The organism is Amycolatopsis sp. cmx-11-32, from assembly GCF_047608695.1.
In the GTDB taxonomy this organism is placed as follows: Bacteria; Actinomycetota; Actinomycetes; order Mycobacteriales; family Pseudonocardiaceae; genus Amycolatopsis.
Genome location: NZ_JADNQN010000013.1, coordinates 197,805 through 220,900, shown reverse-complemented (window position 1 = coordinate 220,900; position 23,096 = coordinate 197,805). Strand labels below are relative to the sequence as shown.

Here is a 23,096-nt window from a genome sequence, read left to right as displayed (position 1 = left end):
GGCCGGTTACTTCGCCAGCTTCGACCGCAAGTAGTCCTCTAGTTGCAATTCAAGTAGCGCACCTGCCGCACTTTCCCGCTCTCTATACCGTCACGCCCAGAGAGGTGCTCCGGAACGCCGACCTCCCACCACGCGCCGGCCTCGGTCCACGAGTTCGGCTGGGTCCGGACGACGACCACCGCCGGTCGTCGTCCGGCCACGGCGGCTTCCCGTGCCTTCGCGTAAGCCGCCCGCACGTCGTCCACAGTGGACGCCGTGAACACGGCGCATCCCAGCGATTCCGCATGCCGCGCGAAGTCGACCCGAGGCGGCGACTCGTGCGCGCTCCGGCAGTCGGCGAGGAAGTTGTTGAACGGCTTGCCGCCCTGGCCCTCCTGAAGGCGGGCGATCACCGCGTAGCCGTCGTTGTCGCAGACCACCGCCACGAAGGGATGCCCGGCGAAGGCGGCCGAGAACAGTTCCGAGTTCAGCATCAGGTACGAGCCATCGCCGAGCATCGTGGTGACCAGGCCCTCGGTGTGGGCCATCGCCGCACCCCACGCACCCGCGAGTTCGTACCCCATGCACGAGAACCCGTACTCGACGTCCATGCCGACCGGCCCCGCTCCGCGCCAGCCGCCGATCAGCTCGCCGGGCATCCCGCCGGACGCGGTCATCACGTAGTCCCGCGGCTCGGAGAGATCGTTGACCGCGCCGACGACCTGGGCATAGGTCGGCACCTCGCCGGAAGCGGCGCGCAGTGCGTCGATGTGCGCGTCCCACCGGCCACGTTCCGCCGCCGCGCGATCTGTCCACAAAGGATCGACGCGCCAGCTTTCCAGCTGAGCTGCCAGATCGGTGAGGCCCGCGTCGGCGTCGCCCACGACGGCCAGCGCGCCGTGTTTGACCGCGTCGAACCGCGCGGCGTTCAGGGTGATCAGCCGGACGCCGGGCGAGAAGATCGTCCAGGACGCCGTGGTGAAGTCCTGTAGACGGGTACCGACGGCCAGTACGACGTCGGCCTCGGCGGCAAGGACGTTCGCGGAGGTCGAGCCGGTGACGCCCAGCGGGCCCGCGTGCAGTGGATGACCGTGCGGGACCAGCGTTCGCCCGGCCGTGGTTTCGGTGACCGGGATGCCGTGACGCTCGGCGAAAGCCAGCGCGCGCTCACCGGCGCCGGAGTAACGGACACCGCCGCCGAGGACCAGTAACGGTTTCTTCGCCGCTCGCAGCGCGCCCGCCGCTTCGGTCAGCGCCCGGCGATCGGGCCGAGGACGCGGTGGACGATGGGTCACCGGTGCGAACAGCGCGTCCGGGAAGTCGTAGGTCTCCACCTGGACGTCCTGGGGCAGTGCCAGCGTCACCGGGCCCGCGTCCGCCGGATCGGTCAGCACCCTGGCGACCTGCGGCAAGGTCGAGAGCAGCTGCTCGGGCCGGGTGATCCGGTCGAAATACCGGCTCACGGCGCGGAAAGCGTCGTTGACCGTGGCCGTCGGGTCGCCGAAATGCTCCACCTGTTGCAGCACCGGATCCGGCGCGCGACTGGTGAAGGTGTCACCGGGGAGCAGCAGCACCGGCAGCCGGTTGGCGTGCGCGACCCCGGCCGCGGTGACCATGTTCAGCGCGCCGGGCCCGATCGACGACGTCACCACGCCGACCTGGCGCCGATGCGTCGCCTTCGCGTAACCGACCGCCGCGAGCGCCATGCCCTGCTCGGTCTGCCCGCGCCACAGGGGCAACGCCGACACACTCTTTCCCGTGGAGGGGTCCTTCCACAGAGCGTCGCGATGCTCTTCCAGCGCGGTACCGAGACCCAGGACGTTGCCGTGCCCGAAGATCGCGAACACCCCGGGGAACAACGGGACCTCCCGCCCGTCCAGGGCTTCCGACCGCTGCGCGAGCAGCCAGCGCACGAGAGCCTGTGCCGTGGTCAGTTTCATGACACTCGCCCTTCGTGGCTGGTGACCGGGCAGCGCGGATCGAGTTCCTGGTCATTCCACGTCGCACGGACCCAGCTGTGCGCCGGGTCGTCGCAGAAGACCATCGACCGCTCTTCGGCGGGCCCTGCCAGCACGTTCAGGTAGTACATCGGATAACCCGGCGCGGCGACACAAGGGCCGTGATAGCCGCGCGGGATCAGGAAGACGTCGCCGTCCCGGACCGCGACGTCCTCATCCAGCTCACCGTCCGAAGTGTACGTCCGATGGAGACCGAACCCTTCTCGTGACGGCGTCACACCGTCACGTCCGGCGACGCGGAAGTAGTAGATCTCCTCGTTGACGACCTCGCATTCGGACGCCTCGTCGTGCTTGTGCGGCGGGTAGGACGACCAGTTGCCGCCCGGGGTGATCAGCTCGCACGCGTTCAGCTTGTCCGCGTGGTCCCAGACCCCCGGCACACCGAAGTTGGTGACCTGTCTTGTCGCCTGCCCCGCTCCGCGTACCTCCACCGGCACGTTCTCCGCCGGTCCGTAACGCGGTTCGAGACGGCGGACGCAGCGCGCCATCGGCAGCGCGACGTCGATGCCGTCCGTTGTCGACAACTCGACTTCGGCATCGCGCGGGACGTAGGCGAAGTCCGTGACCCGGGTGAACACGGAGTCCCGCCCCGCGAGCTCGAAGACCTGTCCGTCGACCCGGACCGTGCACGCGCCGGACAGAGGGAGGACGAACGCCTCGTACTCTCCGGTGCGCACGACCCTGGTCTCACCGGCGGCCAGCGAGAGAACCCGCAGGCCACTATAGGTCCAGCCCGCCGAGTCCGGGGTGAGCCGGACCGGATCCCGCTCGTCCGAAAGCGTCCCGAGTGGACGGTGCAGCTTGCTCACAGCAACTCCTCGATCTCGTCGGCGGTGGGCATGGCGTCGGCGCAGGCCAGCCGGGACGCGACGAGCGCGCCCGCCGCGTTGGCGTAGGTGGCGATGCGCACCGGATCCCAGCCGGACAGCAGACCGTGGATCAGCGCGCCGCCGAAGCCGTCTCCGGCGCCGAGCCCGCAGACGACCTCGACCCGCTGCGGCGGCACGGTCCAGCGTCCTTCGGCGGTGGCCACCAGAACGCCCTCGGCACCCTTCTTGATCACCGCCAGTTCGACGCCCCTGGCCAGCATCCGGGACGCGGCCTCGTCGGGATCCGCGGTGCCGACGGCGACCTCCGCCTCGGTGCGGTTGCCCACGGCGACCGTGACGTGGTCGAGCATCCAGCCGATCTCTTCGCGCGCGGTATCGGTGTCGGGCCAGAACATCGGCCGGAAGTCGAGGTCCAGCACGGTATGCGAGCGCCGTCCGCGCCGCTCCAGCATCTTGCGCTGGGTGCCGCGCGCCGGTTCGACGGACACCCCGGTTCCGGTGACCCACAGCAGCGGGACCGTTTCCACGACGTCCCAGGGCACCTCGGTTTCGGTGAGGGTCAGGTCCGGGGCGATGGGGGACCGATAGAACAGCAGCGGAGGATCCGCGGGCGGGTTCAGCGCGCAGAACACCACTGGCGTCTGCAGCCCCGACGAGGTCCCGACGTGGCCGGGAGAGACGCCGAACTCTCGCAGCGCCTGCCGCACGTAGTCGCCGAAGCCGTCCGGACCGACCTTCGTCAGTACCGAGGTCGAGCGGCCGAGCCGCGCGGCGGCGACCGCGACGTTGGTCGCGGTCCCGCCGAGCGACTTGGCGAAGGTGCTGACCCCGGCCAGCGGTACGCCGCTCTGCTCGGGGTAGAGGTCCACCCCGACCCGGCCGACGGTCAGTGCTTCGAGAGCGGTCATGAAGGGGACTCCACCTGTCGCAACTCGTGTTCGAGGGCTTCCAGTTCCGCACCGCCCGCCATCTGCCGGGTCAGTTCGGCCAGGTCGATCTCGGACTTCTCGTAGGTGCCGAGCGGCGCGCCCCGCTTGAGCAGGAGGAACCGGTCGGCCACCGGGTACGCGTGGTGTGGGTTGTGCGTGATGAGCACGACGCCGAGCCCGCGATCACGTGCCTGCGCGACGTACTTGAGCACGACACCGGCCTGTTTCACGCCCAGCGCCGCTGTCGGCTCGTCGAGGATCAGCACCTTCGCGCCGAAGTGCACCGCCCGTGCGATGGCGACGCACTGCCGCTCGCCACCGGACAGCGTGCCGACCGGCTGCTCGACGTCACGCAGGTCGATGCCCATGTCGGACAACGCCTTCTTGGTCGTCTCGCGGCCCTTCTTCCGGTCCAGCGCCCGGAACGGGCCGAAACCGACCGTCGGTTCGGAGCCGAGGAAGAAGTTCCGCCACACGCTCATCAGCGGCACGATCGCCAGGTCCTGGTACACCGTCGCGATGCCGCGATCGAGCGCTTCCCGTGGCGAGGCGAACTTGACCGGCTCGTCCTCGACCAGGAACTCGCCTCGGTCGTGCTGGTGCACTCCGGCCAGGATCTTGATCAAGGTGGACTTCCCGGCGCCGTTGTCGCCGAGTACGCAGGTCACCTCGCCCGCGTTGACCACCGTGGACACGTCGCGCAGCGCGATCACACTGCCGTAGGTCTTGCCGACGGCTTTTACCTCGAGGAGCTGCGTCATCGCCGGACCCTTTCCGCGCGCCGCCGGAAGGCGTTGTTGACTCCGACCGCGGACAGCAGCATCACGCCGAGGAACAGCATGAACCAGTCGCTGTCCCAGCGGGCGAACACGATGCCCTGCCGCGCCATGCCGAAGATCAGCGCCCCGATCGCGGCGCCGATCGCCGAACCGAACCCGCCGGTGAGCAGGCAGCCGCCGATCACGGCCGCGATGATGTACTGGAACTCCAGTCCGATGCCCTGGTTCGCCTGGACGCTCGCGAACCGCAGGATGTTGATCGAGCCGACCAGCCACGCGGCGAGCGCGGTGGTCATGAACAGCATGATCTTGGTGCGCACCACCGGAACCCCGACCGCGCGCGAACTCAGCGCGTTGCCGCCGACGGCGAAGATCCAGTTGCCGAACCGGGTCCGGACCAGCAGCCAGGCCGCCAGCGCGGCGAACCCGATCCACCAGACGATGGAGATCTGGAACGCCGTCCCGCTGACGTCCACCGTGGACGCGAAGACGAAGCCGGCGGACTCGTAGCCGTCGGTCGAGCGCATCCCGGAGACCTGCACGGTGCCGGTGACCAGCCGCGTCACGCCGAGGTTCAGCCCTTGCAGCGCCAGGAATGTGCCCAGCGTGACGATGAAGCTGGGCAATCCGGTGCGCATCACCAGCCAGCCGTTGAACGCGCCGACCGCTAGGGCGAAGACCAGCGACGCGAACAGCGCGAGCCAGACGTTCCAGCCAGCCTGCGTCGCCAGTGTCGCGGTGACGAGCGCGGTGGACGCCGTCATCACCCCGGCCGAGAGGTCGAACTCGCCGCCGATCATCAGCAGGGACACCGCGACCGCCATGATGCCGAGGGTCGAGGCGTCGTCCAGCCAGGTCGCCACCCCGCTGCCGCTGAAGAACTGGTCGGTGACGACGGTGAAGAAGAGGAAGACGACGACGGCGCCCAGGAGCGCGCCGATCTCGGGCCGGACGACCATCCGGTCGAGCAGCCGCGGTTTCGCGACCCGTTCGTCGAGGGTGGTGGTTGTCATCGCGTGCCCCTTTGCACGTACTGGCCGACGGTGTCCACAGTGGATTTGTCGACCAGGTCGGGCCCGGTGAGCACCGGTTTCCCGCCGCCGACGACGTTCGCGTTGTCCCGGTAGAGCTCGAGGAACTGCACTGGGAGATAGCCCTGCTCGTACTGCTGCTGATCGACCGCGAAGACCACGTCACCCGCCTTGATCGCGCCGACCACGTCGGTGTTGAGGTCGAACGTGCCGACCTGCGCCGTCGAGCCCACCGCCTTGATCGCGCTCACCGCTCGCGCGGCGACCTGCGAATTCAGGGTCAGGACGGCGTCGAGGGAGGAGTCGGTCTGCACCGCGCCCCTGATCCGGGACTCGGCGTCGGTGGGGTTGCTGATGTCCACCTGCAGGGTCTGCACGTCGCCCGAAAACCCGGTTTTGGTGCCGTCGCAGCGCTGCGCCTGCCCGACGTTGCCTGCTTCGTGGACCACACAGAGCAGCTTCTTCTTGCCGAGTTCCTTGAACTTCTTCCCGGCCTCCTCGCCCGCGATGGTCTCGTTCTGCCCGACGTGGGTGAGTGCGCCGTAGCCCGCGCTCTTGTCCTCACCGGAGTTTATGGTGATGACCGGGATCCCCGCACGGACCGCGTTCTCGATCGAGGTCTTGAGCGCCTCGGGGTTCGCCATGGACACCACCAGCCCGCCGACCTGCTGGGCGACCGCGTTGTCGACCAGTTTGGCCTGGTTACCGGGATCCCCGTCGGAGTTGTACTCGACCTGCACGCCGAGCTGCCTGCCCGCTTCCTCGGCGCCGTTCTTGACCACGTTCCAGAACGCGTCGCCCGCCGTGCCGTGCGAAATGACCGCGACCCGCAACGGCCCGCTGGGCTGCGTCGTCGTCGCCGGACCCGCGCCCTCGGCCGGTTTCTCCTCGGCCTTCGGCCCGGTGCACGCGGACAGGAGCACTAGCCCTGCTGCGATCACCCAAGCCGCCTTAAAGCGATGGGACATCGTCGTCTCTCCTCGCTTCTTCCGTTACCTGGCAGCCGGGAGCCGGCTGACGATTCCGTCGAGATGGGCCAGGCTCCTGGCCACGTCCCGCTTCGGCAGACACTCCGGGCTCCGCTCACCCAGCGCGGTGTCCTGTTCCAGCACGTACCACCCGTCGTAGCCCGCCTCGTGGACGAACCTGACCATCGACTCGATGTCGACGTCCCCGTCGCCGAGCGGGACGTACAAACCTTTGCCTACCGCTTCGGCGTAGGGAAGCCTGCCGGCACGGACGTCTTCGGCGATTTCGCCGCGTACGTCCTTGAGGTGCAGGTGGCCGATCCGTTCGGGGTAGCGCTTGGCCAGCGCGACCGGATCGGTGCCGCCGATCAGTAGATGCCCGGTGTCCAGACAGAGCGGGAGATCGGAATCGGCGAGGACACGCTCGACCTCTTCCTCCGTTTCCGCATGCGTCCCGACATGCGGGTGCAGTACGGTGCGAAGACCGTGCCGGGAGGCGATTTCCCTGATCTCACCAGAGGTTTCGATCAGCGTCGCCCATTTGGCGTCGCTCAGCTCGGGCCGGTCGTCGTAGCCGTCGAGCCCGGTCGCGGCGGCCAGCACGAGCATTTCGCCGCCGCACGCGGCGAACAACGCCGCGGATTCCTCCGCTTCGGCGAGCGCGGCCTTCTGGTTCTCGTGCAGCACGACCGCGAGGAAGCCGCCGACCAGATCGAGTCCGTACCCGCCGAGCAGTTCACGCAGCGCGGCCGGTTCGCGCGGCAGGTAACCGGGAGGGCCGAGTTCGGTCGCGCGCACCCCCAGTTCCGCCATTTCGCCCAGTACGGTCGCCGCGTCGAGCACCTGGCCCCAGCCGGGGACTTCGCACACGCCCCAAGAGATCGGGGCGGCGGCGATTCGGATCCGGGATGTCATCGGCGGCCTCCGGGAGGGATCGGATTGGAGCGCTCTATTGATTAGAGCGCTCTAATCTTGTAGCGTTCGTCACAGCAAAGTCAAGGGCAGGGGGAGGCTCGGAAAAATGACACGACCGACGATGGAGGACGTCGCCGCGAAGGCGGGGGTGTCCCGCGCGCTCGTGTCCTTGGTGATGCGGAACGCGCCGAACGTGTCCGACGAGCGCCGGACTCGGGTGCTGTGCGCGGCGCACGAACTGGGCTACGAGCCGCACGCGATGGCCAGGTCGCTGGCCAGCCGGACGTCGACCGTCCTCGGCGTGATGGTCTCCGATCTCCGCAACGCGTTCTTCGCCGACGTCGTCGAAGGTCTCGACGCGGCGGCCGAAGCGGCCGGATTCCACTTGATCCTCAACACCGGCGGCCGCAGTCCCGCGCGCGAACGGGCGGCCCTGCGGAGTCTGCTGTCCTTCCGGCCCGCCGGGGTGATCCTGCTGTCGCCGGTGGTGCCGGCGTCGGCGATCGAGGAGGCGGCCACGCGATGTCCCGTCGTCCTGGTGTCGCGCACCTCGCGTGCGCCTGGGGTGGACACGGTGAACGACGACGGCGAGGCGGGGGCCGCGCTCGCCGTCGAGCACTTGGTCTCCTTGGGGCACAGGCGGATCGCTCATCTCGACGGTGGGCTCGCGGCCGGTGCGGCCGCCCGGCGCCGTGGCTATCAGCAGGCCATGCGGCGTCACCGCCTGCACCCGATCATCGTGCGCAGCGAACACACCGACACCGCCGGGGAGAAGGCCGTCCACGAGCTGCTCGGTGACCACGCGAGGGCGAACCTTCCGACGGCTTTGCTGGCGGGCAACGACTTCAACGCCGTCGGCGCGATCTCCGCGCTGGAGGAGGCAGGCCTGCGGGTTCCCGAGGACGTTTCCGTGGTCGGCTACGACAACACGTCGCTGGCCGCGCTGCGCCACCTCTCACTGACCACTGTGGACCAGCCGCGTACGGAAATGGGACGGCTGGCCGTCGAAGCACTGCTCGAACGGGTCCGGGGCGAACGCGCCGAACCGGTCCGGCATCTGCTGCACCCGTCGCTGGTGGTCCGTTCGACCACCACCGAGCTCGAGAAAGGGTTACCACGATGAGGTTGGGACTCGCCGGCACCGGCCGGATCGGCACTTCGCACGCCAAGACCTTGAAGAGCTTCGACGAGGTTTCGTCCGTGGTCGTCGCCGACGTGGACGCCGGACGCGCCCAGGCGGCCGCGGCCGAACTCGGCGTCGAAGCGGCGGCGGACATTTCCGCGCTCTTCGCCTCCTCTTTGGACGGCCTGGTGATCACGGCGGCGACGGGCGCGCATCCGGAACTGATCCTCAGGGCCGTCGACACGGGCGTCCCGGTGTTCTGCGAGAAGCCGGTCGCCGCCGACATCCCCGGCACACTCGCGGTGATCGACAAGATCGCCGGATCGGACGTGCCGGTGCAGATCGGTTTCCAGCGCAGGTTCGACGCGGGCTACGCGGCCGCCCAGTCCGCCGTGGCGTCGGGTGAACTGGGCTGGCTGCACACCTTGCGCGCGACCACGCTGGACCCGGCCCCGCCTCCGCCGGAGTACGTCGCGCACTCCGGCGGCCTGTTCCGCGACTGCGGGGTGCACGACTTCGACGTCGTCCGGTTCGTCAGTGGCCGCGAGGTCGTCGAGGTCTACGCCGTCGGAGCGAACAAGGGGGAACAGTTCTTCGTCGACGCCGGTGACATCGACACCGCCGCCGCGACGCTGACGCTGGACGACGGGACACTGGCCGTGGTCTCCCTGACCAGGTACAACGGCGCGGGCTACGACGTCCGGCTGGAAGTGCTCGGCTCGACCGGGAACGCCGTGGTGGGCCTGGACGATCGGGCGCCGCTGACCTCGGTGGAACCCGGCGTCCAGCCGTTGCCCGGCCCGGCCTATCCCGGGTTCATGGAACGTTTCCGGCCCGCGTACATCAGCGAACTGAAGGCGTTCCTCGATGTCGCGGCCGGCCGCGCTGCGAGCCCCTGTGGTGCGGCGGACGCGCTTGAGGCGTTCTACATCGCCGAGGCGTGCGAAGTCTCCCGACGCGAACGCCGCCCGGTCCAGGTGGACGAGGTACGGGTCTGAAGCAACCTGGTCTCGTGAGTTCTGACCGCCCTCACCACTCACGACCCTTGTGCCGGGCTGGCCGTTTCGCGTGATTGGTTGGACGACACGTGTGCGGCCGGGCTACGCGGCGAGTCGTCCCTCTAAACACGCGTGTTGTCCATCCAATCACGCGTGTCGTCCCGCTGGTCACGCGACATCGCCCCCAACGCCCCGCAGCAGGTACCCAAGACACCCTCAGCCCTAACTGTCCTTACCATTCACGACCGCGGATCGCCGTGCCATCGGCGTGCTTCTGCCGAGTACATGAAGGGGGCTTCACACGCATCCAGTGACTGCCGGCGCGTCGGCGATCTCCGAGTCCGTGAAGGACTCCTTCGCTACCTTCGGAGTAGGCAAGGAGGTCTTCACACGGACCGGACCGCGATGCCCCGGGGCCGCCGCGCCGCGAAGGCAAGTTGCTGCCACCCCCCACCACCATGGGCGCCCTTTCGCTACGGTGATCGCGGACCATGACGGGCGGCACGTTTCGTGTCGCCGAACGCGCGAGGAGTGCGGATGCAGCCGAATCCACCGCAGCCCGGGTTTCCTCTGCCGAAGCCCAGGGCGAGGGCGAACGCCGCGGCGGCGGTGATCGCCGGTGCCCTGGCGTTGCTCACCGTCGTCATGCTCGTCTGGTTCGTGCTCTACAACGTCGTCCACGCCAACGGGCCGACCGGTCATTGGTCCGGTGTGGAGGTGCAGAACGTCGTCTTCGGCGTCATCAGCGCCGGAGCGCTGGTGGTCGCGGCGGGATTCACGTTCGCCCGCAGGATTTCCGGCGCCTGGACACTGTGCGGGCTTTGCGCGCTTTTCGCGGTGGCGATGATTTTCGCGACACCGCTGCTGCGGGGCACACCCCTCGACGCTCAGCTCAAGTGGATCTTCGGCTTCGACAAGGGCAACGGTGTCGCCATCGCGCTGGCGGTCATCTTCGCCGTCCTGACGGCGAGTATGGCGGCGATCGCCGGCAGCGTGAGGTCGTACGGGAAGGCGCGCGGCTAAAGCTTGCCCAGGATCAGCTCCGCGCGTTCTTCGACGAGCCGGTAGCCGGAGCGCGTAGCGAGTTCCAGCGCCAGCTCGCCGTGTGTCCTGGCTTCGTCGAGTTTTTCCAGTTCCAGCAGGGTTTCCGCGAGCCCGGTCCGCGCGACGGCCTCGCACCAGAAGAAGCTGGTCGTCCGCGCGATGGACAACGCGAGCCGGTGGTGTTCGGCGGCTTCCTCGGGCAGGCCGAGCCGCAGGCAGACCTCGCCGAGTCCGACGAGTGTCCAGGCCTCGGTGCCCCGGTCACCGATCTTGCGGGTGAGTTCGACGGCTTCGAGCGCGTCCGCGCGGTTCTGCTCACTCGGGTCACGCCTGCTTTCGAGCAGGGCCCTGCCGGACAGGGCCGTGGCCTCGCCGTAGGTGTAGCCGAGTTCGCGGTTGGCCGCGAGCGCGCGGGTGTAGAAGTCGTAGGCCTCATCGAGCAGCCCGAGATCGCGGTGCACGTTGCCGAGGTCGACCAGCAGCACCGCGACGCTGAACCGGGCGCCGTCCCGTTCGGCGACGGCGAGCGCGCGGGTGAAGTTGGCGAGTGCCTCGTCGAGCTGACCCGTCTGCCAGTACGGGAAACCGAGGTTCGCCAACGCCATCGAGATGGCGGGCATGTTCAGTTCTTCGCACAATCGCAGGGATTCCAGCCCGCAGCGGATCGCCTCTTGCGGGTCGCCGAGGCGCTGGTGCACCGCGCTCAGGTTGTTGAGCACGGCGGCACGGCCGGCGTCCCAGCGGTCGAGGAGGTCTCCCCGCAAGGCGCTGGTGAGGTGTTCGCGCGCTTCGTCGTAGCGGCCGCTGTTGACGCAGGCGAGCGCGATGCTCAGATGCATCGCCGCTTGTGCTTGTCCGGCGCCGCCGCGGCGGGCGGCCTTGAGCGCGGTCGACGCGGTGTCGATCCACTCCGCGTGGTGGCCGCGCTGGTGGAAGAAGGCGCGGAGCGCGTCGGCGAGGTGCCAGGAGAACTCGGGCGGGCCGTGTTCGGCACCGTGCTCGACCGCGGCGGCGAGGTTCGGCCACTCGGCGTCCAGCCAGGTCAGCGCCTCTTCGGTGTCGGCGAAGGGTTTGTCTTCCGGTTCTTCGCGGGGAAGGCGCAAGAAATGCGGGATGAGGACGCGGCCTGCCGCGTCGGCGGTGGTCAGGTAGTGCTCGAAGAGCCGCCTCTCCGCGGTGTCGCGTTCGGACTTCGTGTCCTCCGACAGTGTGCGGCCCGCCGCGAAACTGCGGAGTAGATCGTGGAACCGGTAGCGCCCCGGGGTGTAGCGCTCCACCAGGTGGGCCGCCGCGAGCGCCTTGAGCAGCTGGTTGCCCCGCGTCGCACCGGTCAGTGCCTGGGCGGCGGAGGCGGTGAACGTCTGGCCCGGGACCAGAGCGAGCCTTCGGAACAGCAGGCGGTGTTCCTCGGGAAGTGCCCGGTAGGAGACGCCGAACGCCGTGGTCACGGCACTTTCCTCGGCGCCGTCGACGGTGAGTTCCGCCAGCGGGTCGCCACCGGCCAGCTCGCGGGCGAGTTCGGCGATCTCGGGTTCGCCGCTGGCACCGAGGTTGGCCGCCGCGATCCGGAGGGCGAGCGGGAGATGTCCGCACAGCCGGGCCAGCTCCGCCGCCGCGCCCGCCTCGGCGGCGACGGTTTCGCTGCCGAGCACGGCTTCCAGCAGGTGCCGCGCGTCTTCGGCCGGAAGGACGGACAGTGGGAGCGCGCGGGCGCCGGTGCGGGCGATGAGATCGCCGAGCCGCTGGCGGCTGGTGACCAGGGCGGTGCCGGACGGCGGCAGCAGCGGCATCACCTGGGCGGTGTCGCGCACGTTGTCGAGGACCAGGAGGACCCGCTTGTCGGCGAGGAGGGAACGGAGGAGTGCCGCGCGGGTGTCGGTGTCCGGTGGGATGGCCTTGGGCGCGGTGCCGAGCGCCTGGAGGAGCTGGGTGAGCGCGACCGCCGGGGTGAGCGGTTCGTGGTCGGGGTCGAAGCCGCGCAGATCGAGGTAGAGCTGGCCGTCGGGGAACGCGTCGCGGACGCGGTGGGCCCAGCGGACCGCGAGCGCGGTCTTGCCGACGCCGGCGGTCCCGCTGATCACCCAGATGTCGGTGCCTCCGGCCGCGTGACGGGTCGCCTCGTCGAGCCGCTCCAACTCGGCCGCTCGCCCGGCGAACCCCCGGACGTCGTGCGGCAGCTGCGCCGGGCGGACCGGCTCGGGTTTGACCGACGCCGGCGCGGGCTCCAGGGCGGGGTCGGCGGCGAGGATGGCGGTTTCGAGTTTGCGCAGCTCGGGTGAGGGATCGAGGCCGAGTTCGGTGCCCAGCCTGTCGCGCAGGGAGCGGAAAGCCTCGAGAGCGTCGTCGGTGCGGCCTTCGCGGTGCAGCGCGACCATGAGCTGCCCGACGAACCGCTGCCGCAGGGGATGCGCGGCGACCAGTTCGGTCAGCTCCGCGATGACCTGACGGCCGCGGCCGAGCCGCAACTGTGCCTCGGCGCGATCCTCCAGCGCCGTCCAGCGTTCCTCGTTCATGCCGCCGCGGAGACGCTGGGCGACTTCGCCGCGCACGACGTCGGACAGCGCCTCGCCGCGCCACAATCCGAGCGCCTCGTCCAGGAGTTCCACCGCGGTTTCGTCGTCGGCACTGCGAGCTCGCGCTGTGAGTTCGGTGAAGCGGTGCAAGTCGACCTGGCGCGGCTCGACCTTGAGCAGGTAGCGGGTCCCCTCGGAGACGATCTCCGGCCCGCCCGCGCCGCGGAACACCGCCCGCAGCCGGGACACCAGCGCTTGAACGGTGTTCCGGGCACTCGCGGGCGGCGCTTCCGGCCAGAGCAGGTCGATGATCCGGTCACGCGGCACCGGCTTGCCCGCTTCCAGCAGGAGAACCGCCAGCACGAGCCGTTGTTTGGGCGAGCCGAGATCGACCGGACCGCCGTCGGCCCACGCCTCGACGGCGCCGAGGACGCGGAACTCCACCCGGCCACCTCCGCCTACGTCGTCAGAGCCTGCAAGCGTAGTGCAAGCGCCCTGCATCCGGACGCCGTGATCCTTATGGGGTGTCCACCGAGGACCCGTCGCCGGAACCGTGCCCAACCAACAAGACGGGCAGGACCCCCCATTCGGTTCCGGTACGACGGTGGGCACCTTCACCTTGCACAGGCACCGCCTTCTGACGGCGGTGGGGGTTGGGGGTAGTGCCAGCTCGACGTCTTCCCCCGCGTCGTCGGACTGGCGCTTCTTCTTGACTGGGACTGGGGTTCTTCTCTTCGCCGTCTCAAGGCGACGTCCTGGGGCGGGCCGGATGCAGCTCGCCCACGCCAGGACTTTCCGCAACTAGAGGACTACTTGCGATGGGTCAAGCTCACTCGCACCACCTTCCGGCTTGACAAGCAGGCACGTCGTCCTACACCCTTTCACTACTTAATTAGTGAAAGGGTGTTGCGAGTGGTCACCTTCCATCTGGACAAGGGCTCGGGCGTCGCGACGTACGTCCAGCTCGTCCAGCAGGTCAAAACCGCCCTCCGGCTGGGTTTGCTGGAGCCGGGGGACCGGTTGCCGACGGCGAAGGAGGTGGTCGCCGAGCTGGCGATCAACCCCAACACCGTCCTCAAGGCCTATCGCGAGCTGGAGCGCGAAGGCCTTGTCGAAGGGAAGCCGGGCCTCGGCACCTTCGTGCAGAAGACGCTCGGAGGCGCTTCGTTCGCGGAGCACACGCGGTTGCGGAAGACCCTGGGGGTCTGGGTCCGCGACGCACGGGAATCGGGACTGGATCAGGAAGACGTCGAGGCGTTGTTCACCTCGGTGGTGGTCGATGGCTTTCGAGGGGAGCGGACGGCATGACCGATAGACCCGTCATCGAGGCGACAGGGCTCGGCAAGAGCTACCGCCGCAAGTGGGCACTGCGTGACTGCTCACTGTCCGTCCCGAAAGGACGCGTCGTCGCGCTGGTCGGGCCGAACGGCGCCGGCAAGACGACCTTCCTGCACCTGGCCGTCGGGCTGCTCGACGCGACCCTCGGCTCGGTCTCGATCCAGGGAACCACCGCGTTCCTGGCGCAGGACAAACCGTTGTACCCCGGCTTCAGTATCGCCGAGATGCTCAAGTTCGGCAGGCGCCTCAATCCCGGCTGGGACGACGAGTTCGCGCTCAACCGCATCGATTCGCTGCGGCTTCCCTTGAAGTACAAGATCGGCAAGCTGTCCGGGGGACAGCGCGCGCAGGTCGCGCTCACCCTCGCGCTCGCGAAACGCCCGGACCTCCTGGTCCTCGACGAGCCGCTCGCGAACCTCGACCCGCTGGCCCGCCACGAAGTCATGCGCGGGCTGATGGAAGCGGTCGCCGAGACCGGAATGACCGTCCTGCTCTCCTCCCACGTCGTCTCCGATCTGGAGAACACCTGCGACTGGCTGATCGTCCTCAACGGAGGCCGTGTCCAGGTCAGCGGCGACATCGACGAACTCGTCGCCGGGCACCGGATCCTTTCCGGACCCGCGGAGGAGGCCGACGCACTGGCCAAGCGCGTCGCGGTCGTGGACGAAGCCCGGGCCGGAAGGCAGGCGACCGTCTTCGCCCGTACCGAACCGATTCCGCTGGGTCCACAGTGGACAGAGCGGCCGGCGAACCTGGAGGAGCTGGTGCTCGCTTACCTGCGGCGGCCCGAGTCCGCGAGCCTGCCGCGTCCGACACTGGCTTCGGCGTAAGGGGGAACGATGTTCTGGCTCACCTACCGCCAGCACCGCATGCAGCTGCTGATCACGGCGGCACTGCTCATCGCTGTCGGAATCCTGTTGTTTGTCAACGGAAACGCCGCGTCGACGAGCACCGACCCGGCGAAGCTCTTCGAGAGTCTGTACACCTACCTCTCCTGGTTGCAGGTCCTCCCGGTGGCGATCGGCGTCTTCTGGGGCGCGCCGCTGGTCGCGGCCGAGTACGAACGGGGCACCACGAGACTCGCTTGGACCCAGTCGATCTCGCGCTTCCGGTGGCTCGGCGTGAAACTGGGGTTCCTCGCCGTCCTCGCCACGCTCGGCGGTCTCGCGTTCGGCACGATGATGCAGCGCTGGGTGGAGGTCTTCCCGACCGATCGCGGCGACACCGCGTTCATTAGTCGCTTCGACAACCCCGTCCTGTTCGCAATGACCGGTGTCGCGCCCGGCGTGTGGTGGCTCTTCGGGTTCGTGCTCGGCACGGCCGCGGGTGCGCTCATCCGCAAGACCCTCCCGGCCATCGCCGTCACCATCGCGGTGATCGTCGGTCTGATGATCGGTGTGTCCAACTTCCGCGACCTCTACGCCGAACCGGAAGTCGTCGCCTTGGACTTCGGTCGTGACGGCCCGGGAGGCCGGGTGCTGGCCGAGGTCCGGGACGCCACCGGCGAGGTCACCGCGCTCAAGATCCTGCCGTCGGACTGGTATTGGCGCTTCCAATGGACCGAGGCGGCGATCCTGGGCGGCGTCACGCTGCTGTTAGCCGTCGTCGCGGCCTTCGCCGTCCGACGCCGCTCCTAGAAAGGGATTCGTTCTTGCTCTGGCTCACCTGGCGGCAGCACCGCGCGCAGCTGCTGGTCACTTTGGGATTCCTTGCCGTGCTCGGCGGCGTCTTACTCTTGTCCGGGCAGTTCGCCACGGACGCCGCGAACGGCGAGACCTCTTTGTACTGTCACGGAGGCGGCACCCCGTGCCGTGAGTACGACGCGGGACTGGAGAACCTCTACCAGAAGATCTACCCGCTGATCGCGATGGTGCCGTTCGTTCCCTTGCTGGCCGGCGTCTTCTGGGGCGCGCCGCTGCTCGCCAGGGAGTACGAGCGCAACACCCATCAGCTCGCGTGGACGCAGTCGGTCGGCCGCGGGCACTGGCTGGCCGTCAAGTTCGGCGTCCTCGCCGGATACGCGATGCTGGCAGGACTCGCGTCGGGGCAGATATTCGGCAGGTGGCTGGAAATGTTCCCCGGCAAGGCGGAGACCTTCGCCGAGACGTCCTACTTCGGCGCGGTCGGGATCGCGCCCGCCGCTTGGTGGCTGTTCGCCTTCACCCTCGGGACGGCGGCCGGGGTGCTGGTGCGCAAGACCCTGCCCGCCATCGCGATCACGGTCGCGGTGTTCGTCGCGGCTTCGATCGTCTTGCTCGTCCTGAGGCCGCATTACGCCGAGCCGGTGCGCACGACCGGCCCGGATCCGGCCGCGAAGGGGGCTCTGATCGTCAACATGGGCAGGGTCGCGCCGGACGGCCGCGAAATGAGTTCGCTGGACGAGGTCCCCGGCTGCCCACTGGGGCTGGGGAAGAGCGTGTGCGCTCTGGCGGCGGGCTATCAGGACTTCACCGTCTACCAGCCCGTCGGCCGGTTCTGGCGCTTCCAATGGACCGAGGCGGGCATCCTGCTCGCCGCTACCGCGGTACTCGGGGGTGTCGCGGTAGGGGGAACGGTCCGCCGCCGTCGCTGAGACGACGGCGGACCGAAACCTCAGTCCAGCTGCAGTTCGGGCTGGTACAGGTCGAACCAGTGGTAGAGGTCCAGCGCCCGGTCGATCCCGGTGCGCTGGGCCGAGGACATCGTGACCGGGTCCACTTCGGACACCCGGTGCAGCCAGTCACGGTCCACCAGTGAGAACACCGGGTTGTCCCGTTCGGTCAGGGCTTCCTTGGCCTGCTGTTGCAACGCCGCCGCGTAGCCGGGGTCCTGAGTGGACGGATACGGGCTCTTGACCCGGTCACGCACCGAAGCGGGCAGCACGTGCTTCGTGGCGTGCCGCAGCAGGCTCTTTTCCCTGCCGTCGAACGTCTTCAGCGACCACGGCGTGTTGTAGACGTACTCGACGAGACGGTGGTCGCAGAACGGCACCCGCACCTCGAGTCCGACGGCCATCGACGCCCGGTCCTTGCGGTCCAGCAGCATCCGCACGAAGCGGCCTAGGTGGAGGTTGCAGACCGTCCGCATCTTCCGTTCCTGCTCGTTTTCGCCGTCGAGGTACTCGACCTGGGCGACGGCGGTGCTGTACTGGTCGGCGATGTAGCCGGGCAGATCCAGCTTGTTTCGGACGTCCTGGCGCAGCAGGGCGCCCCGTTCACTCGTCAGCCCCATGCGGAACGCGAGCCAGGGGAACGTCCCCGAGTTCACCGCGCCTTCGTCGTGGAACCAGCGGTATCCACCGAACACCTCGTCGGCCGACTCGCCGGACAGCGCCACCGTGGATTCCGCGCGGATCGCCTTGAACAGCAGGTACAGCGAGGTGTCCATGTCGCCGAGCCCGGCGGGGATGTCCCGCGCGGTCAGCACCTTGCGGCGCACCTCCGGGTCGCTGAGCTCGGCCGGGTTGAGCATGACGTCCTTGTGGTCGGAACCGACCAGGTCCGCGACGTCGCGGATGAAGGGCGAGTCCGGGGTGTCCCGCACCTCGTCCGGCGTGAAGTGCTCTTCCTGGCCGAGGAAATCGACCGAGAACGTGCGCAGCCGCTCGCCCTGCTCGGCCAGCCGCGTCGCGGCGAGACCCGTGACGGCGCTGGAATCGAGCCCGCCGGACAGGAGGACGCAGCGGGGCACGTCGGCGATCAGCTGACGGTGCACGATGTCGGTCATCAGCTCGCGGACCCGCTCGACCGTGGTCTCCTGGTCGTCCGTGTGCTGCTTCGCTTCCAGCTTCCAGTACGTCCGCGTGCGGATCCCGGAGCGGTCGACGGTGACGATCGTGCCCGGCCCGACCTCGTGCATGCCCTTCCACAGTGACCAGCCCGGAGTCTTGGTCATCGACATCAGCTCGCGCAGACCGTCGGAGTCGACCACCTTGCGCGCCAAGGGGTTGGCGAGGATCGCCTTCGGCTCGGAACCGAACAGGACGCCGTCGGAGGTCGGGTAGTAGTAGAACGGTTTGATGCCCATGCGGTCGCGGATCATCACGAGCTTCTCGCCACGCTCGTCCCAGATCGCGAAAGCGTACATCCCGTTGAGGTGATCGACGACCTCGTCGCCCCACTCCAGGTAGCCGTGGAGCACGACCTCGGTGTCGCTGTCGGTCTCGAATTTGTGGCCCCGCTGGGAAAGTTCTTCACGCAGCTCGGTGAAGTTGTACGCCTCACCGCTGTAGACCATGGCCGCCAGCCCGGCTTCGGCCATCGGCTGCCCGCCGCCCGGCAAATCGATGATCGCGAGACGGCGGTGGCCCAGCGCCACGTCCGGCCGGATCCAGGTGCCCGAGTCGTCAGGACCGCGGCACGCCATGGTCTCGGTCATCGCGTCGACGATTTCCCCGCGCTGCGTCAGATCCGTATCGAAGGAGACCCAGCCTGCGATTCCGCACATCGCTACCTCCCGTTGATTAGTTAGCGCATACAACTATCTGTAACACTGGTGTAACACGATTCGGATGGCTTGTCTGCCCGAATTGCACGCTCCGTCCCCGCTGCGTGACTGTCTGTGGGACAAGTCACCGGGCATCAAGAAGTCGTAAAGGCACCCGATCGGGGCATCAAGAGGCCGTCAGGCCGAGGTCGCGGACGGCTCCACGCGGCGCACTGTTGCGGAGTCCTGGTCACCGATGGGGTGACCTGTCCTGAGAGGTGCCTAGTGGCCGACTTGCTCTACGCCGTGCTCCTGATCGGCGTATTCGTGGTTCTCGCCCTGACCCTTCGTGGTCTGGAGAAGCTGTGACCGGCACGGGAGCCGTGGCCAACGTCGTCGGCGGACTGCTGGCGCTGGGGCTGATCGTCTATTTGTTCATCGCACTGGTCAGGCCGGAGAAATTCTGATGTCAGACACGATGGCCGGCCTCTTGCAGGCCGGCCTCCTTCTCGTCGCGCTCGCGGTGGTCTACCGGCCACTCGGCGACTACATGGCGCGCGTCTTCTCTGTCTCCGCTACGGAGAAGCACACCAAGGCCGAACGCGGCCTGTACCGCCTGTTCCGGGTGAACCCCGGATCGGAACAGCACTGGAAGACCTACGCGTCCGCCGTGATCGGCTTCTCGTTCGTCTCCGTCGTCCTTCTGTACCTGCTTCAGCGGCTCCAGGCGATCCTGCCGTGGAGCCTCGGCAAGGAACCGGTCTCGCCGGCGGTCGCCTTCAACACCGCCGTCAGCTTCGTGACCAACACGAACTGGCAGTCCTACAGCCCCGAAGCGACCATGGGTCACTTCGTGCAGATGGCCGGCCTGACCGTGCAGAACTTCCTGTCCGCGGCCGTGGGTCTTTCGGTCGCCGTCGCGGTGGTCCGCGGGTTCGTCCGCGCGAAGACCGACCGTCTCGGCAACTTCTGGGTGGACCTGACCCGTGGCACGGTCCGGATCCTGCTGCCGATCGCGTTCGTGGCCGCGATCGCACTGATCGCGCTCGGCGTCGTCCAGAGCCTCAAGAGCGGCGTCGACGTCCTCAATCCCGACGGTAGCACCGGAAAGATCGCGCTGGCACCCGCCGCGAGTCAGGAAGCCATCAAGGAACTCGGCACCAACGGCGGTGGCATCTTCAACGCCAACTCCGCCCATCCGTTCGAGAACCCCAACGCGTGGACCAATCTGATCGAGATCTTCCTGATCCTGGTCATCCCGGTCTCGCTCACGCGGACCTTCGGCAAGCTCGTCGGCAACACGCGGCAGGGCTATGTCCTGCTTTCGGTGATGGCCGGGCTGTTCACCACGATGCTCACCGTGACCTGGCTGTCCGAAGCCCACGCGAGCGGTCCGGCGTCGCTGGCCGCCGGGGCGAACCTGGAGGGCAAGGAACAGCGCTTCGGCATCGGCCTGAGTTCGCTGTTCGCCAACGCCACCACCGGCACGTCGACCGGCGCGGTCAACGGCGCGCACGACAGCTACAGCGGGCTCGGCGGCGGTGGCGCGCTGCTCAACATGCTGCTGGGCGAGATCTCGCCGGGCGGGGTGGGCACCGGTCTCTACGGCATCCTGGTGATGGCCGTGATCGCGATGTTCCTCGCCGGGCTGATGGTCGGCCGGACACCCGAATACCTGGGGAAGAAACTCGGCAAACGCGAGGTCACCTGCGCGGCGATCTCAATGCTCGCGATGCCGACAGTGGTGCTGCTCGGGTCCGGCATCGCGCTCATGTTGGCCGACACCCCGGCCGCGATGACCAACTCGGGTGCGCACGGCCTCTCCGAGGTCCTCTACGCCTACGCGTCGGCGGGCAACAACAACGGCAGCGCGTTCGGCGGCCTGACGGTGACCAGCGACTGGTTCCAGTCCTCGTTGTCGGTGGCGATGCTGCTCGGCCGGTTCATCCCGATCATCGCCGTCCTGTGCCTGGCCGGATCCCTTGCCTCGCAACGGAAGGTTCCGGAGACCGCCGGCACGCTGCCCACCACCGGACCGCTCTTCGCCGCGATGCTCGCCGGCACGATCGTGCTCGTCGCGGCCCTCACCTTCATCCCGGCGCTTGCGCTCGGGCCCATCGCAGAGGCACTCGCATGACCATGACTCAGGAACGTACTCCCGAGGAGACTTCCCAGCATCACGTCGAGAACACCGGCCGTGTCGGTGCCGGGATCTTCAGCCCGCGTCAGCTGCTGACGTCGCTGCCGGAGGCGCTGCGGAAGCTGAACCCCAAGCACCAGCTGGCCAACCCGGTCATGTTCGTGGTGTGGGTGGGCTCGGCGCTGACGACGGTGTTCGCCGTCACCGACCCGAGCGTGTTCACCATCCTCATCGCGATCTGGCTGTGGTTCACCGTCCTGTTCGCGAACCTCGCCGAGGCCGTCGCGGAAGGCCGGGGCAAGGCGCAGGCGGAAACCCTGCGCCGCAGCAAGAAGGAGACCATCGCCCGCCGTCTCACCGAGGACGGCGACGAGGAGAACGTGCCGGGTGTCGACCTGCGTGTCGGCGACCTCGTGGTGGTCGAGGCCGGACAGGTCATCCCTGGTGACGGCGACGTCGTCGAGGGCATCGCCACCGTCGACGAATCGGCCATCACCGGTGAGTCGGCCCCGGTCATCCGCGAATCGGGCGGTGACCGGTGCGCGGTCACCGGCGGGACCACGGTGCTTTCGGACCGGGTCGTCGTGAAGATCACCACCAAACCCGGCGAGTCCTTTGTGGACCGCATGATCGCCTTGGTGGAAGGCGCTTCCCGGCAGAAGACGCCGAACGAGATCGCGCTGACCATCCTGCTCTCGACGCTGACGATCATCTTCCTGCTCGCCGTCGTGGCGCTGCAGCCGATGGCCGGCTACTCCGGCAGCCAGCAGTCCGTGATCGTGCTGACCGCGTTGGTGGTCTGCCTGATCCCGACGACGATCGGCGCGTTGCTGTCCGCGATCGGTATCGCCGGGATGGACCGGCTGGTGCAGCGCAACGTGCTCGCGACGAGCGGCCGCGCGGTGGAGGCCGCCGGCGACGTCTCGACCTTGCTGCTGGACAAGACGGGCACGATCACCTTCGGCAACCGCAAGGCCACCGAGCTGATCCCGGTCGGAACATCCACTGTGGACGACATCGCCAAGACGGCGAGGCTTTCCAGCCTCGCCGACGGCACACCGGAAGGCCGCAGCATCGTCGAGCTCGCCGTCCGTGAGCACGGCCTCGCGGAGACGGCGTCCGACGACGAAAAGCTCGCGGACTTCGTCGAGTTCACCGCGCAGACGCGGATGAGCGGCATCGACATCGGTGAACGCCAGGTCCGTAAAGGCGCGGCCGGGTCGGTGCGGACGTGGGTCCGCGAACGCGGCGGCGACATGCCGGACGAGACCGAACGCGTCGTCGACGAGATCAGCCGGGAGGGCGGGACCCCGCTGGTGGTCGCGGAGTACGACGGCGCGAAAGCGTTCGTACGTGGTGTGATCCGGCTGTCCGATGTGGTCAAACCCGGGATGAAGGAGCGGTTCGTCCAGCTCCGCGCGATGGGTATCAAGACCGTCATGATCACCGGGGACAACCCGTTGACGGCCAAGGCGATCGCGCGGGACGCGGGTGTCGACGACTACCTCGCCGAGGCCAAGCCCGAAGACAAGATGGCGCTGATCAAGAAGGAGCAGGAAGGCGGGCGGCTGGTCGCGATGACCGGTGACGGCACCAACGACGCCCCCGCGCTGGCGCAGTCCGACGTCGGTGTCGCGATGAACACCGGGACCTCCGCCGCCAAGGAGGCGGGGAACATGGTGGACCTCGACTCCGACCCGACGAAGCTGATCGAGATCGTGGAGATCGGCAAGCAGCTGCTGATCACCCGCGGCGCGCTGACCACGTTCAGCGTCGCCAACGACCTCGCGAAGTACTTCGCGATCCTGCCCGCGATGTTCACCGGTATCTTCGCCCAGCTCGGCGCGCTCAACATCATGCAACTGGCGACGCCGAAGTCGGCGATCCTGTCGGCGGTCATCTTCAACGCCCTGATCATCGTCGGGCTGATCCCGCTCGCCCTGCGCGGCGTCCGGTACAAGCCGTCCTCGGCTTCGGCGCTGCTGCGCCGGAACTTGCTGGTCTACGGCCTCGGTGGCATCGTCAGCCCCTTCCTCGGGATCTGGCTGATCGACCTGCTCGTCCGTCTCATCCCTGGAATCGGGTAA

General features: G+C 68.4%; 19 protein-coding genes. 10 read left to right on the top strand and 9 right to left on the bottom strand.

All coding sequences use genetic code 11. The annotated features are described in order from the left end of the window. Positions 1 to 38: 38 nt before the first annotated feature. From iolD to ACM6LR_RS31885, 7 genes are read right to left on the bottom strand one after another with little or no spacing between them, the layout of a single operon-like run. Complete coding sequence (gene iolD / locus ACM6LR_RS31915; protein WP_414945112.1) at positions 39 to 1,919, bottom strand: 3D-(3,5/4)-trihydroxycyclohexane-1,2-dione acylhydrolase (decyclizing); 1,881 nt, start codon at positions 1,917 to 1,919, stop codon at positions 39 to 41. Further along, complete coding sequence (gene iolB, locus ACM6LR_RS31910) at positions 1,916 to 2,806, bottom strand: 5-deoxy-glucuronate isomerase (protein ID WP_414945111.1); 891 nt, start codon at positions 2,804 to 2,806, stop codon at positions 1,916 to 1,918. The genes iolD and iolB overlap by 4 nt, the downstream gene beginning before the upstream one ends. Next, positions 2,803 to 3,735 carry a 5-dehydro-2-deoxygluconokinase gene (iolC, locus tag ACM6LR_RS31905; RefSeq protein WP_414945110.1) on the bottom strand — a complete coding sequence of 311 codons (933 nt, stop codon included), beginning with the start codon at positions 3,733 to 3,735 and terminating at the stop codon, positions 2,803 to 2,805. Before iolC ends, iolB begins: the two co-directional genes overlap by 4 nt. Further along, positions 3,732 to 4,517 (bottom strand): ATP-binding cassette domain-containing protein, encoded by a 786-nt coding sequence (locus ACM6LR_RS31900; RefSeq protein WP_414945109.1) that lies wholly within the window; start codon positions 4,515 to 4,517, stop codon positions 3,732 to 3,734. The genes iolC and ACM6LR_RS31900 overlap by 4 nt, the downstream gene beginning before the upstream one ends. Then, positions 4,514 to 5,548, bottom strand: a complete 1,035-nt coding sequence (locus ACM6LR_RS31895) for an ABC transporter permease (protein WP_414940905.1) — start codon at positions 5,546 to 5,548, stop codon at positions 4,514 to 4,516. The genes ACM6LR_RS31900 and ACM6LR_RS31895 overlap by 4 nt, the downstream gene beginning before the upstream one ends. Further along, positions 5,545 to 6,534, bottom strand: coding sequence for a substrate-binding domain-containing protein (locus ACM6LR_RS31890; protein WP_414945108.1), 990 nt, complete (start codon positions 6,532 to 6,534; stop codon positions 5,545 to 5,547). Before ACM6LR_RS31890 ends, ACM6LR_RS31895 begins: the two co-directional genes overlap by 4 nt. 24 nt (positions 6,535 to 6,558) lie before the next feature. Then, on the bottom strand, positions 6,559 to 7,449 hold the full coding sequence (locus ACM6LR_RS31885; RefSeq protein WP_414940903.1) for a sugar phosphate isomerase/epimerase family protein: 891 nt from the start codon (positions 7,447 to 7,449) through the stop codon (positions 6,559 to 6,561). 106 nt (positions 7,450 to 7,555) lie between these two features. Here ACM6LR_RS31885 and ACM6LR_RS31880 point away from each other — a divergent pair, with 106 nt between their 5' ends. From ACM6LR_RS31880 to ACM6LR_RS31870, 3 genes are all read left to right on the top strand, one after another. Beyond that, positions 7,556 to 8,572: a LacI family DNA-binding transcriptional regulator gene (locus ACM6LR_RS31880; RefSeq protein WP_414940902.1), complete on the top strand. Its 1,017-nt coding sequence runs from the start codon at positions 7,556 to 7,558 to the stop codon at positions 8,570 to 8,572. Beyond that, a complete protein-coding gene (locus tag ACM6LR_RS31875) occupies positions 8,569 to 9,570 on the top strand; it encodes a Gfo/Idh/MocA family oxidoreductase (protein ID WP_414940901.1) in 1,002 nt (333 codons plus the stop codon). Before ACM6LR_RS31880 ends, ACM6LR_RS31875 begins: the two co-directional genes overlap by 4 nt. A gap of 537 nt (positions 9,571 to 10,107) precedes the next feature. Next, positions 10,108 to 10,593, top strand: a complete 486-nt coding sequence (locus ACM6LR_RS31870) for a hypothetical protein (protein WP_414940900.1) — start codon at positions 10,108 to 10,110, stop codon at positions 10,591 to 10,593. On the opposite strand, the gene ACM6LR_RS31865 is transcribed toward ACM6LR_RS31870, so the two are convergent. Beyond that, positions 10,590 to 13,571 (bottom strand): BTAD domain-containing putative transcriptional regulator, encoded by a 2,982-nt coding sequence (locus ACM6LR_RS31865; RefSeq protein ID WP_414945107.1) that lies wholly within the window; start codon positions 13,569 to 13,571, stop codon positions 10,590 to 10,592. The two genes, ACM6LR_RS31870 and ACM6LR_RS31865, sit on opposite strands and share 4 nt — an antisense overlap. A gap of 468 nt (positions 13,572 to 14,039) precedes the next feature. On the opposite strand from ACM6LR_RS31865, the gene ACM6LR_RS31860 reads away from it, so the two are divergent. The 4 genes from ACM6LR_RS31860 to ACM6LR_RS31845 are packed head-to-tail and all read left to right on the top strand — an operon-like array spanning position 14,040 to position 17,037. Beyond that, a complete protein-coding gene (locus ACM6LR_RS31860) occupies positions 14,040 to 14,435 on the top strand; it encodes a GntR family transcriptional regulator (protein WP_414940898.1) in 396 nt (131 codons plus the stop codon). Further along, on the top strand, positions 14,432 to 15,295 hold the full coding sequence (locus ACM6LR_RS31855) for an ABC transporter ATP-binding protein (RefSeq protein ID WP_414940897.1): 864 nt from the start codon (positions 14,432 to 14,434) through the stop codon (positions 15,293 to 15,295). Before ACM6LR_RS31860 ends, ACM6LR_RS31855 begins: the two co-directional genes overlap by 4 nt. A gap of 9 nt (positions 15,296 to 15,304) precedes the next feature. Continuing rightward, the gene (locus ACM6LR_RS31850; protein ID WP_414940896.1) at positions 15,305 to 16,102 is read left to right on the top strand and encodes an ABC transporter permease; all 798 of its coding nucleotides are present in this window, start codon (positions 15,305 to 15,307) and stop codon (positions 16,100 to 16,102) included. Positions 16,103 to 16,116: 14 nt separating this feature from the next. Then, on the top strand, positions 16,117 to 17,037 hold the full coding sequence (locus tag ACM6LR_RS31845; protein ID WP_414945106.1) for an ABC transporter permease: 921 nt from the start codon (positions 16,117 to 16,119) through the stop codon (positions 17,035 to 17,037). Positions 17,038 to 17,057: 20 nt separating this feature from the next. On the opposite strand, the gene asnB is transcribed toward ACM6LR_RS31845, so the two are convergent. After that, complete coding sequence (asnB, locus tag ACM6LR_RS31840; RefSeq protein WP_414945105.1) at positions 17,058 to 18,890, bottom strand: asparagine synthase (glutamine-hydrolyzing); 1,833 nt, start codon at positions 18,888 to 18,890, stop codon at positions 17,058 to 17,060. Positions 18,891 to 19,234: 344 nt separating this feature from the next. On the opposite strand from asnB, the gene kdpF reads away from it, so the two are divergent. From kdpF to kdpB, 3 genes are read left to right on the top strand one after another with little or no spacing between them, the layout of a single operon-like run. Then, positions 19,235 to 19,336, top strand: coding sequence for a K(+)-transporting ATPase subunit F (gene kdpF / locus ACM6LR_RS31835; RefSeq protein WP_007031325.1), 102 nt, complete (start codon positions 19,235 to 19,237; stop codon positions 19,334 to 19,336). After that, entirely contained in the window at positions 19,336 to 21,006 is a 1,671-nt protein-coding gene (gene kdpA, locus ACM6LR_RS31830) for a potassium-transporting ATPase subunit KdpA (protein ID WP_414945104.1), read from the top strand. Before kdpF ends, kdpA begins: the two co-directional genes overlap by 1 nt. After that, positions 21,003 to 23,096, top strand: coding sequence for a potassium-transporting ATPase subunit KdpB (gene kdpB / locus ACM6LR_RS31825; RefSeq protein ID WP_414945103.1), 2,094 nt, complete (start codon positions 21,003 to 21,005; stop codon positions 23,094 to 23,096). The genes kdpA and kdpB overlap by 4 nt, the downstream gene beginning before the upstream one ends.

Excerpts from the sequence above, each read along its gene's own strand:
- ACM6LR_RS31900 (WP_414945109.1), bottom strand. The coding sequence starts at position 4,517 with ATGACGCAGCTCCTCGAGGTAAAAGCCGTCGGCAAGACCTACGGCAGT.
- ACM6LR_RS31875 (WP_414940901.1), top strand. The coding sequence starts at position 8,569 with ATGAGGTTGGGACTCGCCGGCACCGGCCGGATCGGCACTTCGCACGCC.
- ACM6LR_RS31870 (WP_414940900.1), top strand. The coding sequence starts at position 10,108 with ATGCAGCCGAATCCACCGCAGCCCGGGTTTCCTCTGCCGAAGCCCAGG.
- iolD (WP_414945112.1), bottom strand. The coding sequence starts at position 1,919 with ATGAAACTGACCACGGCACAGGCTCTCGTGCGCTGGCTGCTCGCGCAG.
- kdpB (WP_414945103.1), top strand. The coding sequence starts at position 21,003 with ATGACCATGACTCAGGAACGTACTCCCGAGGAGACTTCCCAGCATCAC.
- ACM6LR_RS31890 (WP_414945108.1), bottom strand. The coding sequence starts at position 6,534 with ATGTCCCATCGCTTTAAGGCGGCTTGGGTGATCGCAGCAGGGCTAGTG.
- ACM6LR_RS31885 (WP_414940903.1), bottom strand. The coding sequence starts at position 7,449 with ATGACATCCCGGATCCGAATCGCCGCCGCCCCGATCTCTTGGGGCGTG.
- iolC (WP_414945110.1), bottom strand. The coding sequence starts at position 3,735 with ATGACCGCTCTCGAAGCACTGACCGTCGGCCGGGTCGGGGTGGACCTC.
- ACM6LR_RS31855 (WP_414940897.1), top strand. The coding sequence starts at position 14,432 with ATGACCGATAGACCCGTCATCGAGGCGACAGGGCTCGGCAAGAGCTAC.
- ACM6LR_RS31895 (WP_414940905.1), bottom strand. The coding sequence starts at position 5,548 with ATGACAACCACCACCCTCGACGAACGGGTCGCGAAACCGCGGCTGCTC.
- ACM6LR_RS31850 (WP_414940896.1), top strand. The coding sequence starts at position 15,305 with ATGTTCTGGCTCACCTACCGCCAGCACCGCATGCAGCTGCTGATCACG.
- kdpA (WP_414945104.1), top strand. The coding sequence starts at position 19,336 with ATGTCAGACACGATGGCCGGCCTCTTGCAGGCCGGCCTCCTTCTCGTC.
- asnB (WP_414945105.1), bottom strand. The coding sequence starts at position 18,890 with ATGTGCGGAATCGCAGGCTGGGTCTCCTTCGATACGGATCTGACGCAG.
- ACM6LR_RS31880 (WP_414940902.1), top strand. The coding sequence starts at position 7,556 with ATGACACGACCGACGATGGAGGACGTCGCCGCGAAGGCGGGGGTGTCC.